Origin of the sequence: Methylocaldum marinum, from assembly GCF_003584645.1 — a bacterium.
Taxonomy (GTDB): domain Bacteria; phylum Pseudomonadota; class Gammaproteobacteria; order Methylococcales; family Methylococcaceae; genus Methylocaldum; species Methylocaldum marinum.
On sequence record NZ_AP017928.1, the window covers coordinates 4,439,332 to 4,453,656 of the forward strand.

Here is a 14,325-nt window from a genome sequence, read left to right on the forward strand (position 1 = left end):
CCATTTGAGCTCTGAATGAGGGCATGAAAAGTTGCATTAGCCCTGGAATTCCTTTCAGAGACTAATGAATGTCTGCCCAGCGGTCTACGCCAACCGGCGCCTACGAAACGGGCATCGAACCATCAGAGTAAACAAGCCAACGGCGAATCTCGTCCCCGTTTCATGATTCCACTTGGCCGACGACGCCGCAAACATCGCTCGGAGCGATATGAGCGCTCCATAAGCACTTATAGCGTTTTTTTCAGAAAAGCATATAGGCACTATTTCGTAATGCATTCATGACATGGGTTTTTATTTTGTAACGCTTTTTTCGCCACAGCCGGGTCCGCAGGAATTTGCGGTCAAAGCAAGCGCGCCACCGCATCGCACTCGCCGGGTGTCAGTTCGAAGTCGAAGATCGCGAGATCCTCCCGCATGTGGGCTTCCGAGGTGGTGCCGGTCAGTGGGACGATGTCGATCTGGGTCAAATAGCGAAAAAATACCTGCGCGGGGGTGCGTTGGTATTTCGAGGCCAGGCCCTGCAAGGTGTCGTGGGCGAGCACCTTGGGATTCGCGGTGAGCGTCCAGAAACTCTGGTAAACGATCCGGTGCTTCCGGCAGAAGGCGCGAATGTCACGGTCGTATTCGGTCTCGGCGTAGAAACGGTTCTGGACCACGGCGGGCTTGACGGTGGCCTTGCGATAGAGCTGCTCGAGTTGTTCGAGCTTATAGCAGTTGCTGATGCCCAGTTGCTTGACGGCGCCGGTTTCGTAGAGCGCTTCCATGGCCCGCCAGGCTTCCAGGGTGTCCGGTTCGTCCGGGTAAGGAGAATGCAGCACCAGCCCATCGAGATACGAGGTCTGGAGATTCTTCAGGGAGGTCTCGAACGACCGGGCGACTTGCTCGGTCACTGAGGCGTTCGGGTCATACGGCATGCGGTCCGGATCCTGTCCGCGCGCGGGCGTGAATTTGCTCTGGACATAGAGTTCGGCGCGGCTCAACCCGGCCTCGAGACAAGCCGCCAGGCCGGCGCCGACGCCCGGCTCGTCATAATGCTTGGGCTGGCAGGCAGTGTCTATGCCGCGAAATCCCGCGGTGATGGCCTGTTCGACCAGAGCCGCCGTGCGCTCCTTTTTCCAGGCCGTCCCGTACAGAATCCCGGGCATGGGCACCCCGTAAACGGACCGCACGAATTGCTTGTCTTTCATCAATGTTCTCCGAGAATTGGTTTGAAGCCGCCCGGCGCTGGGCTGCCGTGCGTCGGGATATTTACCGGCCGGCTGCGCTATCGAGAGGGGTTGTGGGAAAAGTTGCCCCGATGATAACCGAATCCGGCTCGGACAAAGAACGAGGGCAACAAGATGTATCGGAATTATGTCGTTACAATTGCCGGATAAGCATTGGCCCGGCCGGGAGGAAAGCGAGTCACATGGTCATGAAACTGGAAAAGGTCGTCCCCTTCGGCCGCTCCCTGGCGGAGTACAAAAGCATGTTCGCGTTGTCCGAGGCCGACCTCGACAAGACCATTGTCGGCGTCGGCGACGGTCCGGCGAGTTTCAATGCCGAAATGTTCGGCATGGGCAAGTCGGTGGTTTCGGTTGATCCCTTGTACGTTTTCAGCTCCGACGAAATCGAAAAACAATTCTATTCGGTCGTTGATGCTATCATCGCCCAGGTCGAAGCCAGCTCCGACGATTGGGTTTGGACCTATCACGAGTCGCCGGAACATCTGAAAGAAAACCGCGTGAATGTCTTGCGCCGTTTCTTGTCCGACTACGAAACCGGAAAGCGTGAAGGGCGTTATGTCGTGGGCGAGCTACCGAGCATCGATTTCGGGAAACGTGCTTTCCAACTGGCGCTGTGTTCGCATTTCCTGTTTTTGTATTCGGACCATCTGAGCTATGACTTTCATCGGGCATCGGTACGCGAAATGCTGCGCCTGGCCCCGGAAGCGCGTATTTTTCCGCTGCTGACACTGATGTTGCAGCCGCCGCCCTACCTGCAGCCGCTGATCGAGGAACTCGCATCGGAAGGTTTCGAGGTGACGGTGGAGAAAGTCGATTACGAGTTGCAGAGAGGCGGTAATGAAATGCTGCGCATCCGAACGAGAGCCTGAGCACGCACCGGCGCCGGTAGCCTGGCGACCCCTGCGACCATGCTAATCTTCCGAGCGAATCGATACACCCCGACCGCGGAGCGCTAATGAATTTTCCCGACAAGAGCCAATGGACGGCGACAGCCAGCAGCGGAGATCCCCGAGCCGCCATCAATGATTCCTACTCCACGCAGTGGGCGTGCGAAGCCGCCACCGACGCTTGGCTCGAGATCGACCTGGGCCGGAACGCGATCATGGGAGGGCTCGAGGTTTATTGGGGCCGGCACGCGCCCAAGACGTATTCCTTCCTGTCCTCGCTCGACGGCCAGGTGTGGACGCCTCTTTGTGCCACCGGACACGGCGAAGGCGGGCTGGACGTGTTCGCATTTCCGGCGACGGAAGCCCGATTCGTGCGCTGGACGTGCACTGATCCGGAACCGGAACGGGGCCTCGAAATCGTCGAGATCAACTTGTACGCTCCGGACCGGGCCGCGTCCGCGCAAGAACCCGGCCGCGTCATGGCGCTGGGCCGTTCGCCGGTCACGCTTCCGCCCGGCGAGAGCATAACCGTCGATTTCGGCTATACCCGGTCTCCTCTCGGCGTGCTGGTCCAGTGGGGAGCGGCATACGGGACCGATTTTTCGGTGCATCTTTCCGACGACGGCGAAAGCTTCCGGGAGGTGGGCCGTATCATCCTCGGCAACGGCGACTACGACAGCTTTTACTGGCGGACCACGACCAGCCGCTATCTGCGCTTCACGGTTCACGAGGCGAGCGCTCCGGAAGGGGCGATCGTCGATGAACTCAAGCTCCGTATCCTGAACAAGGACCGAATGCCGATCGGCCGGCTGGAACGCGCGGCCAAAGTCGCCCGCAGCGATCTTTATCCGCAGTCTCTTCTCGGCCGGCAGGTCTATTGGACCGTGCTCGGAGAGATCGATCATGCCGAGGACGCCCTGTTCGACGAATACGGCAATCTCGAACCCCGGTTCGGATCCGGTCAGATCACCCCCTTGCTTCGATTGGACGGACATCTCCACGGCGCGCCCGCCGCTTCGGAAATCGCCCAAACTTTGGTCGACGGCGCACTGCCCATTCCCTGCGTCACATGGTCCGTACGGGAGCAGGAACTTCGCGTGACTGCCCTGACCCAGGCCGGTACGGCGCTGGTGGAATACCGCGTCACGAATTTTTCCGACCGGCCTCGGCAGGGGGCACTGGTCCTTGCCCTGCGTCCCGTCCAAATCAACCCGTACTGGCAGCATGGCGGTCACGCCGTCATCAACGCCATCGCCGTGGACGGAAAGACGATGTGGGTTAACGATCAGGCGTTTGCCGGGTTTTCGAGCGAACCGGACGTGGTGACGGTTGCGGAATTCGACGAGGGGGACGTGATCACACTCATCGAAAAGGAGCCCCGGCAGACCGGGCGCAGCCTTCGTTCCGATTCCGGCCTCGTGAGCGCCGCATGCGAGTTCGGTTTTCACCTGGCTCCGGGCGAATCCGCTTCGTTTCTCGTCTCGGCGTCTCTCATGGACGGCATCGCGCCGGACGCCGGGGTCGATTTTGCCGGCATTCGCGAGAAAGTCGCCCGACAGTGGCGCGAGACGATCGGCCCGCGCAGGATATCGGTGGGGGATCGTGAAGTCGCCGACACGGTCGAGGCACAGACCGGACTCATCCTGGTGAACGCCACCCGCTATGCCTTCAAGCCCGGTCCCCGCAATTACGACCGTACCTGGATACGTGACGGCTCCTCGCAGGCGCTTGCGCTGCTCTACGCCGGTCTGATCGAGCCGGCCAAACGCTACGTGCTGTGGTACTCGAAACGCATCTATGAAAACGGCATGGTGCCGCCCATCCTCAATCCGGACGGCAGCGTGAACCGCGGTTACGGCAGCGACATCGAGTTCGACGCCCAAGGCCAGTTCGTGGCGATTGCCGCCGATACCTACCGCTTCAGCCGGGACCGCGCCTTCCTGGATGCGATCTTCGAACCCGTGGTCCGGGCGACCCGATTCATCGAGACGCTCTGCGCCGAAACCAACGCCGCGCACGGGCCGGAAACCCGGTTCCACGGGCTGCTGGCCCCGTCCATCAGTCACGAGGGTTACAACAAGCCGACCTACAGCTACTGGGACGATTTTTTCGCCCTGCGCGCGTGGCGCGATTGCGCGTACCTGGCCTCCGAGATCGGTGATGCGAAGATAGCCGCCGAGGCCGAGACCAAGGGGCGGGCGTTCGCGGCAAACCTGGCCCGCTCGCTGCGCATGACCACCGAAGCGCTGGGGACGGGGCTGGTTCATGCGTCCGCCGATCGCGAGGACGTCGACCCCACCTCGACCTCGATCGCCTTCGAACCCTGCCGGGTGGAAGACGTGCTTCCGGCCGAGTACATTCAGGCGACCTACGATGTGTATCGCGACCATCTCGATGTCATCCGCGCGCCCGACTTTCAAGGGGGCTTTACGCCGTACGAGATTCGCAATCTGAACGCGTTCGTGGCTCTCGGCCGAACCGAGGATGCTTTCCGGGTCCTGAAGGATGCGCTCGGCTGGCGAAGACCCCCCGGTTGGCGGCATTGGGCCGAAGTCGTCTGGGGCGATCCGCGCGTGCCGGATTATATCGGCGATATGCCGCACACCTGGATAGGCGCCGAATTCGCCACCGCGATCCGCCGGATGCTGCTGCGGGAAAACGGCGCCATGCTCGAGCTGTTTCGGGCCGTTCCCGATGCCTGGTGGGAGGGAGAGGGTATAACACTGAACGAGCTGCCGACCTACTTCGGAACGGTCAATCTCGAAGCCCGCCGCGACGGGCCGCGGCTGACGGTCGATCTGAACCTGACCGGCCCCGCGCCGGAACGGATCGTCCTGCGCTATCCGGGCGCAAGGCAAGCCCTGGCCGACGGCAAGCCCTGCGGGATCGACGGCGATTTCATCACGGCGCCGAATTGGAGCCGGCTCGTGATCGAGTAGGGGCGCCCGGCGGTTGCCCTTCCTATTGCTTCGGCACGAAGAGCGATTTTCAACAATGGCGATCAGGAAGTTCTGATGAAGTCTCCGATGAGGAGAAGCGACCCGGCAACCGATTGATCCAACAGGCCCTCGCCCAACCCTCTCCCAGAGGGCTTGTTCAGACCTTCGTTTATAGGATGTTCCGACCGTCGGGAAGCGGTCTTCGACTCATTCCAAATCGCTTCCAACGAGGCATTCATTTTCGTAGGGTGGGTTAGGCCGCAAGGCCGTAACCCACCGAGCGACCTCGCATCGGTGGGTTACGCACAGTCTGTCCTGAGCCCGGTCGAAGGACCTGCCCCGAGCGGAGTCGAGGGGCTAACCCACCATCGATGGGTTCCGCTTCGCTCTACCCATCCTACGATTATTCTTTACTCGAATGCCGAATGGAGTTAGTCCGGGCGGACCCGGAACTGGTAAAGCCAGGTTTCGGTCAGCGCGTCGCCGTTGCCACGTATATAGAGCCGGAGTTCCGCCGGATCGGCGCCGTTCGGGGCGAGGTCGAAGAGCGCCCTCCAGCGGCGCGTCCCCGGTACGGGCTCGATGAAGGCGCCGCTGACCGTGCCGCTGGATGCGGTCACGATCGGTTCGGCCTTGACCGAATTCCCCCACAGCGGATCCAGGGCCGGACCCGCGAATTCGACACAAAACTTGTACACGCCCCGGGGCCGCGGTTTGCCCGGCTGTCCTCCGCGCCCGACGCGGGTCGCCACGCAGCGCGCCACCTGCGCGGGGTAGGGCTCGTCGGCCATCCAGTGCAATCGGTAGCGCAGCCGGTAGCTATTGCCGGCACTCGCCGGACCCTCCGGCCGCCAGTACGCCACGATGTTGTCGTGGATTTCGTCGTCGGTGGGCAGTTCCACCAACTGAACTGCGCCGGGGCCCCAGTCATCCAGCGGTTCCACCCACAGGCTGGGTCGCCGCTCGTAATTGACGCCGTCCAGGTAGTTCTCGAACACGCGATCGCGCTGCAGCAGGCCGAACCCTTTGGGCCCCTGGTCCGAGAAACTTGAAGTCACCGCGTAGGGCTGATTGATCAAGGGACGCCAAAGCCGTTCGCCGCTCCCGTTCCAGATCGCCAGCCCGTCGGAATCGTGAACTTCCGGGCGCCAATCCTCGAGCCGGCGTTTCTCCTTTTCGCTGAACCAATACATGGAGGTGAGCGGAGCGAGACCCAGCCGGGCGATGTCCTTGCGCAGAAACAGAACCATCTCGACATCCTGTATCACGCCTTCGGCACGTTGAATCGAGAAATGATAGGCGCCGGCGAGGCTGGGTCCGTTCAAAAGCGCATAAACCGATACGGGCTGGTCTTCTTTCGGAGCGCCGTCGATGAAGAATTCGGTGAAATCCGGAAATTCCTCAGGCGTCGGTTCGGCGCTGTCCACGATGACGCCGCGGGCGGACAGCCCGTACTGGCCCAAAGCGCCGATAGCCCGGAAATACGAGGCGCCGAGAAAGGCAATCCAGTCCTGGGTGCGCCAGTCGTCCCGTTTCCGGGATTCCTGCAAACGAAAGCCTGCAAACCCGGTGTTTTCAGGCAGCTTGTGAGCGATGCTGTTCTTGGGCATCGAGAAATACTTGGGGCTGTACAAGATTTCCCGGGCCACGCCCTGTTCCAGAACGTGCATCTTGACCGATTTCTGAAAGAACTGGCCGACGTGAAAAAACGTGGCGGGATAGAGGGACGGCCCGTTTGCGAACAAAGCATAATCCGGGCGATAGCGGATTTTTCCCCAAGCATCGTAATCGATTTGCTGAACGATATCGGGCAGGGGTTTGGGAGGCGATACGTAGGGCGCCCTGGCCATGGCGGCCGCGCGTTCGATCAGCGAATCAAAGGAAAACGGCTTGGCGCGACCGAAGCGCAGCCCGTGGATCGCAGTCGGCCTGGCGGCGCATGCCGAGTTGCAAAACATTCCCCCGAGAGCCACCAGGGAAGCGGATTTCAGGAATCCGCGTCGAGTCAACTTCTGATTCATTGGATTGTAATTTTATAACTGGTACTAACGATTTAGCGTTTCAACGAAACCGGACGGCGTCGTGTGAAACCGGCATTATCTTAAACCGAGTTGCGGCCGGGAGAGGGCTGGAGTCGCCAAAGGATCTGCCGCCGCCCTGGTTCCGGAGCGAATTCCACGCTTGGGATTGCCGGCGCGCGAGCGGAAGCAGTTAAGCCGGCGATGAGATTGACCCGGCATGTCGGCGAGCTGCGTTGGGGCTTCTTTCACGGCCTGAGGCCGGACGGAATGCCGGACTTGTGTTATTCGAGGACGGAGTCGCGCGCACCAACCGCAACCAACCGGGGCGTCCTCTATGCCGAACGCACTATCCAAGTGCATGTCGGCAAAAACCGGAAAAGCCGGAACGCTCCGACGGCGCTGTCAGCGTCGTGTTATTAATCATGGTCTTAGCATACGAAACCCGGTGCCGGATCAGCCTGGCACGGCTGATGCACTATTGAAGTCAGAACATCATAACCTGTTAGTACAAGTTGTTCGATCCCGAATTTCCCAGAGGTAACGCAAATGAAGTTGAGAGTAGCCGCCGTAGTGGCCGTATTCGTGGCCGGTAGCGCAGATGCCGCGTCCGTGCGCATCGGCATCGGGCATCAGAGCATGTGTACCGATACCTATTCCGCGGGCGTGATCGTCAAGGAACTGAAGCTGATCGAAAAATACCTGCCCAAGGACGGCAAATACAAACGTGTGAAATATAGCCTCGACTGGAAGGATTACACGTCGGGACCGCCGATTACCAACATGATGCTGGCCAACAAGCTTGATTTCGGCGTCATGGGGGACTACCCGCTGATCGTCAACGGTGCCAAGTTCCAGGAAACCAGGAAAATGCGCTCGCTGTATATCGCGGGCACCGGTTACAACATGCGCGGCTCCGGTAATGCCCTGGTGGTTCCGGTCGGGTCCGACGCCTACAGTTTCGAGGACCTCAAGAACCGGGAAGTTTCGGTACCGGAGGGTAGTGCCGCCTGGGGAATGACGCTGAAGGCGATGCACGACATCGGCCTGTCCTCCGACGTCATCAAACTCAAGAATCAGAGTCCGCCGGTAGGCGCCGCCAACATCGCGAACCAGAAGATCGCGGCCCACGCCGACTTTTGTCCCTGGCCCGAAATCATGGAATTTCAAGGGACCGGCCGCAAGATCTACGACGGCAGCGAGACCGGCGTGCCCTATCTGCACGGGGTGGTGGTGCGCAAGGATTACGCCGATAAATATCCGGAAGTGGTGGTGGCCTTCATGAAAGCCATCATCGAAGCCGGCAACTGGGTCCAAGAAGACCCGGTAGGGGCCGCCGAAAGCCTGGAAAAATGGACCGGCGTTCCCAAGGAAGTGCAGTACCTCTATTTCGGCAAGGGCGGCACGCTGACCCTGGACCCCACGATCAAGAAGCCCTGGATCGACGCGCTGACGCTTCAGCATGGCGTGCTCGCCCGGGAAAAAGCCATTCCGCCCCTGAACATGGACGAATGGATAGACGACCGCTTCATCAGGCAGGCCTACGCCGAATCGGGCCTGGATTACGAGGCGCAGGCGCGGCAGATGGTGGATCCCAAATCAGCCAACAAGGCCCTGCCGCCCGCCGAAATCTGGCATCCCGGGAAGGGCATCGAATCCTACGCCAGCGTCGCCGACATGCTCAAGGCTACGGCCGACTACGAGGCGGCGGGACAAGCGATCAACGCCAGCTATGTGTATGACGAATTAACCGGCCTCAAGCTGTTCGGCAAGGTTGCCTTTTATGTCAAGACAGCGGATGGCGTGTTCAAGACCTTCATGAGAAAGCCCGATGCCGTCGCCTACGCGGATCGCTCCGGTGGTTCCTTACTGGGAATCAAGGAGGCGGTCGGCAGTATGAAAGGGGCCGGATTGAACGCCGCGAGTGCCGAAGGGCAATAGCGGAACGACCGGATCGAAGCGTGACAGGCGGCGACGGTCCGGTGGCGGTCGCCCATAAAGAGAACAACGATAGGTGAGGAACATGTCCATGTTGGCAGAATCAAGCGGCAGCGCAGCCAAACCCCAAGACGCCGAAGTGCCGGTGTCCGGCCGATCTCGATCGCCGGCCCCGCATGAATCCGTAATTCCCCGGCTGCTGACGGGAGGCTCCCGGTTCGCGGTACGCATGCTGTCGGTCCTGGCCGCGGTAATCCTTTGGCAAACCGCGTCGGAGCAGGGCTGGAGCTTCATCCTGAACTTCGAGAACGTGCCGACGCCGCTGGTGGTGGGGAACGAATTCGTGGCGCAGCTGGCCACATCCGACTTCTATACCCATGTTTTGGTCAGCCTTCGGCGCATTGCCATCAGCTACGTACTAGCCGCCTTCCTGGGAATCCTGTGCGGGATACTGATGGGGCGTTTCAGAATCATGGAAGACATCTTGTCGGTTTATATCGAAATCCTGCGTCCGATTCCCGCGGTCGCCTGGATTCCGCTGGCCATACTGATGCTGCCGACCGAGGAATCGAGCATCATCTTCATCACCTTCCTGGGGGCTTTCTTTCCCATCGTGATCAACACGGTGGCCGGCGTCGAACAGACCCCGCCGCTGCTGCTGCGGGCGGCCCGTTCGCTGGGCGCGAGCAACACCGCCATCCTGCGTCACGTGATCCTGCCGGGCGCGTTGCCGAGTATCGTCACCGGTCTGTCGATCGGCATGGGGGTTTCCTGGTTCTCACTGCTCGCCGGCGAAATCATCAGCGGCCAATACGGTATCGGCTATTTCACCTGGACCGCCTACACCCTGGTCGAGTATCCGAGAATCATCATCGGCATGCTCGTCATCGGCGCCCTGGGTACGTTCTCGACGATGCTGGTTCGCAAAGGCGCCGGTCCGCTGCTGCGCTGGCAGAGCAAGGAAGGGCATCGCGCCTGAAGACGGCCGCCCGTGAGATACCGGTCCGCGTCGAAAAACATGCATTCCAGAGTCAATCCGAACCTTGGTGACCCGTCATGAACCTTACCGTCCTCAAACAAAAACAGCCGGCAGATGCCGCGTACGGAACCGGCATTGCTCACGCGAAACCCAAACGCATACCGGCGACCAAGGGCCACGTCGAGATCGACGATGTCAGCATTCAGTTCGGGACCGGGGCTGCCCGGAACGCCGCCGTCATGAATGCCGGGCTCGACGTGCGTCCCGGTGAATTCGTCTGCCTGCTGGGGCCTTCGGGCTGCGGAAAGTCCACGCTGCTCAACAGTGTCGCCGGTTTCGTGAAGCCGACCCGCGGCGAAATCAGGGTCGACGGCGCGGTGGTGCGCAAACCCGGTCCGGAGCGGGGCATGGTGTTCCAGCAGCATTCGCTGTTTCCGTGGAAAACGGTGCAGGAGAACGTCGCCTTCGGCCCCCTGATGGCCGGCGCCAACCGAGCCGAGGCCGAAAGCGTGGCAAGAACGTTCCTGGGAATCGTCGGCTTGCTGCGCTACGCCGATCATTTCCCGGCGACCCTTTCCGGCGGAATGCAGCAAAGGGTGGGTATCGCCAGAGCGCTCGCCAACTACCCTTCGGTGCTGCTGATGGACGAACCGTTCGGCGCCCTCGACGCCCAGACGCGCGCCATGATGCAGGAGAACCTGCTCGAGCTCTGGTCGGAATTCGGCACCACCGTACTGTTCGTCACCCACGACATAGACGAAGCCATCTTTCTCGGCGACCGGGTGGTGGTCATGAGCGCGAGCCCCGGGCGGGTGATCGAAGACATCCCGATCGGTTTGCCGCGCCCCCGCCGGCCGGAAGTGGTCACCGACGACCGATTCGTGAAAGTCAAGCGGCGCTGCCTGGAGTTGATCCGGCAGGAAACCTTGTGCGCTTTTTCCCGCTAGGCGAGAGAGTCTTCATCTGGCCCATACGGCAAAGAAGGCTTTGGGAAGCCGACGAAGACGCTCGGGCGGGGCAGGGCGTCGGGAAAGGATTCCCGACCAGGGTGGCACGGTCGTAGGTCGGCAATCCCTTGCCGACGAAGACGCTCGGGCGGGGCAGGGTGTCGGGAAAGGATTCCCGACCTACCAGGTGGCACGGTCGTAGGTCGGCAATCCCTTGCCGACGCAGACGCTCGGGCGGGGCAGGGCGTCGGGAAAGGATTCCCGACCTACAGGGTGGCACGGTCGTAGGTCGGCAATCCCTTGCCGACGAAGACGCTCGGGCGGGGCAGGGCGTCGGGAAAGGTTTCCCGGCCAGCTCGGAAGGGCCCGCGGGGTAGATATGAAAATGTTCTTTTCAAGCCGGAGAAACACCATGGCAACCGACCGAAAGGCATCGAAACCGGAAACGGCAGAGCCAAGTCATGCTATAACTTGTCATGACGTGTTATGTTCCATCCTGTTTCATTAACGGTTATCGGAGACTCGAACATCATGAAAACGATCAACGAAGGGACTACCCGCACCTCGCCTCAGCCGCTCTACGTACAAATCAAGGAGGCGCTGAAACGCCGCATCCTGGAAGGCGAATACGCGCCGCATGAACAACTTCCCTCGGAAAACGCGCTGATGGCGGCCTTCGGCGTGAGCCGCATCACCGTCCGCCAGGCATTGCGCGATCTGCACAGCGAGGGCCTGGTGTTCAGCGCCCAGGGCAAAGGGACTTTTGTCAGAAAACCCAAGGCCGTCCAGGACCTCCATCGCTTGGAAGGGCTGGGCGAAGCCATGACCCCCAAGGGTTACGAGACTTCCGCCCGGCTGATCGGCATCCAGGAGCGCCGTCCGACCCGGGAAATCCGCGAAAACCTGCGCCTGAAACCCGAGGACGAAGTCATCGAAGTCAAGCGGGTGCGCTACCTGAACCGCGAGCCGATCTCGGTGGACCTCAGCTATTTCCCGTCGCAACTGGGACTCCGCCTGTTCGGGCGGGATCTCACGGCGGACATCTTCCCCATGCTGGAGAACGAATTGGGCATTCCCCTGGGGGCGGCCGACATCAAGCTGGAGGCGCTCCTCGCCGATGACGAAACCATCCGGCTGCTGGGCATGTCGCCCGGCGATCCCATCATGCGCGTGGAACGGCTGACCTACGACCGGGCCGGAAATCCCATCGACTTCGAGTACCTCTCCTTCCGCGGAGATGCGTACCAATACCGTTTCCGGATCGACCGGAACTAGCGGACGGCATCCGGTGCCGGCGACAAATCCCGCATATGGATTCCACGCGGAAGGGCGGTTGCGCCGACTCCGCGCATCCACACCAGGGACGGTTTTTGCAGTTCAACCAACCCAACGAGAGGGCGATGATGAGTACATTCACTAAACCACTTGTAACCGACGTCGACGTGTTGGTCATTGGCGGCGGCACGGCCGGCCCCATGGCTGCCGTGACCGCGAAGGAGAGAAATCCGAAGCTCAGCGTGATGCTGCTCGAGAAAGCCAATGTCAAGCGCAGCGGCGCCATCTCTATGGGCATGGACGGCCTGAACAACGCCATCATCCCGGGGCACGCGACACCGGAGGATTACGTCAAGGAAATCACCATCGCCAACGACGGCATCGTTAACCAGAAGGCGGTCATGGCCTACGCACAGCGCAGCTATGCCATGATCCGGCAGCTGGACGACTGGGGTGTCTATTTCCAGAAGGACGAGACCGGCGACTACGACGTCAAGAAAGTCCATCACCTGGGCACCTACGTGCTGCCCATGCCGGAAGGCCACAACGTCAAGAAGATTCTCTACCGCCGCTTGCGGCGGGCGCGGGTCGTGGTGGAAAACCGATACCAGGCGACCCGCCTGCTGAAGGATGCCGACGGCCGCATCGCCGGCGCCGTGGCGGTGGGCACCCGCACCGGCGAAATCATCGTCTTGCGCGCCAAGGCGGTCGTGCTGTGTACCGGCGCCGCCGGCCGCCTGGGGCTTCCCGCCTCGGGCTATCTGTTCGGGACCTACGAGAATCCGGCCAACGTCGGCGACGGCCATGCCATGGCCTACCACGTCGGGGCGGAACTCACCAACCTGGAATGCTTCCAGATCAACCCGCTGCTCAAGGATTACAACGGTCCTGCCTGCGCCTACGTTACCGGCCCCCTGGGCGGCTACACCGCCAACGCTCACGGCGACCGATTCATCGAATGCGACTACTGGAGCGGGCAGATGATGCTGGAGTTCCATCGCGAGCTGGAAAGCGGCGACGGGCCGGTGTTCCTGAAGCTCGATCATCTCGCGGAAGAAACCATACAAGAGATCGAAACCATTCTGCATGGCAACGAACGACCGTCCCGCGGACGTTTCCACGAAGGGCGGAACGTCGATTACCGGGAACGCATGGTGGAAATGCACATTTCGGAAATCGGCTTCTGCAGCGGCCACAGTTCGTCCGGCGTATGGATCAACGAGCGCGGCGAGACCAGTGTCCCGGGGTTGTACGGCGCCGGCGACATGGCTTCCGTTCCCCACAATTACATGCTGGGAGCTTTCGTCTATGGCCAGATCTGCGGCGAAAACGCGGCCGCCTTCGCGGACCTGCGGGATCGGCCGACGCCGGACGACGGCTTCATCGCAGCGGAGGCCCGGCGGGTGCTGGCGCCCGTGCAGCGGGATGACGGCATTACCCCCTACCAGATGGAATACAAGATCCGGCGTCTGGTCAACGACTACCTGCAACCCCCGAAAGTGACGAAAAAGATCGAAATCGGCCTGCAGCGGTTCCGGCAGATCCGCGAGGACCTGCCTTATCTGTACGCCCGCGATCCTCACGAGCTGCTTCGTGCCATGGAAGTCCACAATATTCTGGACTGCGCCGAAATGGCCGCCGTGTCCTCGCTGTACCGCCGGGAAAGCCGCTGGGGTCTTTATCACTACCGCGTTGATTATCCGGAGAAGAACGACGCCGATTGGTTCTGCCACGTTCAGCTCGCCAAGGACGAAAAAGGAAGCATGAGCTGCTTCAAACGGCCCATCGAGCCCTACATCGTCGCGCTGAACGAGCGCGAGAAAGAGTCCTACAACCAGTTTCGAATCAAACAAGCCGCCAACGCTTAAAGGAGCTCGCCATGCCTATCGCCACGACCCCCACCAGCGTCCCCGTCATCGTCGACGAGGAAAAATGCATTGCCGACAAAGGCTGCCGCGTGTGTATCGACGTCTGCCCGCTGGATGTTCTCTGGATCAACGAGAGCACCGGAAAGGCCCACATGAAATACGACGAATGCTGGTACTGCATGCCGTGCGAGGCCGACTGCCCGACCGGTGCCGTGAAGGTCAACATTCCTTACCTGCTGCGCTGAATG

Annotated in this window: 10 protein-coding genes; 8 read left to right on the forward strand and 2 right to left on the reverse strand. The window is 61.0% G+C overall.

What is annotated here, in order from left to right; genetic code table 11:
* Positions 1-341 precede the first annotated feature (341 nt).
* Positions 342-1,187 carry an aldo/keto reductase family protein gene (locus tag sS8_RS19815; protein ID WP_119631273.1) on the reverse strand — a complete coding sequence of 282 codons (846 nt, stop codon included), beginning with the start codon at positions 1,185-1,187 and terminating at the stop codon, positions 342-344.
* 221 nt (positions 1,188-1,408) lie between these two features.
* On the opposite strand from sS8_RS19815, the gene sS8_RS28285 reads away from it, so the two are divergent.
* Together sS8_RS28285 and sS8_RS19835 are read left to right on the forward strand one after the other, a co-directional pair.
* A complete protein-coding gene (locus sS8_RS28285) occupies positions 1,409-2,095 on the forward strand; it encodes an SAM-dependent methyltransferase (protein ID WP_170161184.1) in 687 nt (228 codons plus the stop codon).
* Between the two features lie 86 nt (positions 2,096-2,181).
* Positions 2,182-5,052: a discoidin domain-containing protein gene (locus sS8_RS19835; RefSeq protein ID WP_119631277.1), complete on the forward strand. Its 2,871-nt coding sequence runs from the start codon at positions 2,182-2,184 to the stop codon at positions 5,050-5,052.
* Positions 5,053-5,483: 431 nt separating this feature from the next.
* Here sS8_RS19835 and sS8_RS19840 read toward each other — a convergent pair whose 3' ends face one another.
* Positions 5,484-7,073, reverse strand: coding sequence for a glucan biosynthesis protein (locus sS8_RS19840; protein ID WP_119631278.1), 1,590 nt, complete (start codon positions 7,071-7,073; stop codon positions 5,484-5,486).
* A gap of 546 nt (positions 7,074-7,619) precedes the next feature.
* On the opposite strand from sS8_RS19840, the gene sS8_RS19850 reads away from it, so the two are divergent.
* From sS8_RS19850 to sS8_RS19875, 6 genes are all read left to right on the forward strand, one after another.
* Positions 7,620-9,011, forward strand: a complete 1,392-nt coding sequence (locus tag sS8_RS19850) for an ABC transporter substrate-binding protein (RefSeq protein ID WP_119631280.1) — start codon at positions 7,620-7,622, stop codon at positions 9,009-9,011.
* An 88-nt stretch (positions 9,012-9,099) separates the two neighbouring features.
* Positions 9,100-9,987 (forward strand): ABC transporter permease, encoded by an 888-nt coding sequence (locus sS8_RS19855; protein WP_197716585.1) that lies wholly within the window; start codon positions 9,100-9,102, stop codon positions 9,985-9,987.
* A 77-nt stretch (positions 9,988-10,064) separates the two neighbouring features.
* On the forward strand, positions 10,065-10,934 hold the full coding sequence (locus sS8_RS19860; RefSeq protein ID WP_119631282.1) for an ABC transporter ATP-binding protein: 870 nt from the start codon (positions 10,065-10,067) through the stop codon (positions 10,932-10,934).
* Positions 10,935-11,465: 531 nt separating this feature from the next.
* The gene (locus sS8_RS19865; protein ID WP_119631283.1) at positions 11,466-12,209 is read left to right on the forward strand and encodes a GntR family transcriptional regulator; all 744 of its coding nucleotides are present in this window, start codon (positions 11,466-11,468) and stop codon (positions 12,207-12,209) included.
* A gap of 128 nt (positions 12,210-12,337) precedes the next feature.
* Positions 12,338-14,077 carry a fumarate reductase/succinate dehydrogenase flavoprotein subunit gene (locus tag sS8_RS19870; protein ID WP_197716586.1) on the forward strand — a complete coding sequence of 580 codons (1,740 nt, stop codon included), beginning with the start codon at positions 12,338-12,340 and terminating at the stop codon, positions 14,075-14,077.
* A gap of 11 nt (positions 14,078-14,088) precedes the next feature.
* Complete coding sequence (locus sS8_RS19875; protein WP_119631284.1) at positions 14,089-14,322, forward strand: 4Fe-4S dicluster domain-containing protein; 234 nt, start codon at positions 14,089-14,091, stop codon at positions 14,320-14,322.
* Positions 14,323-14,325: the final 3 nt, after the last annotated feature.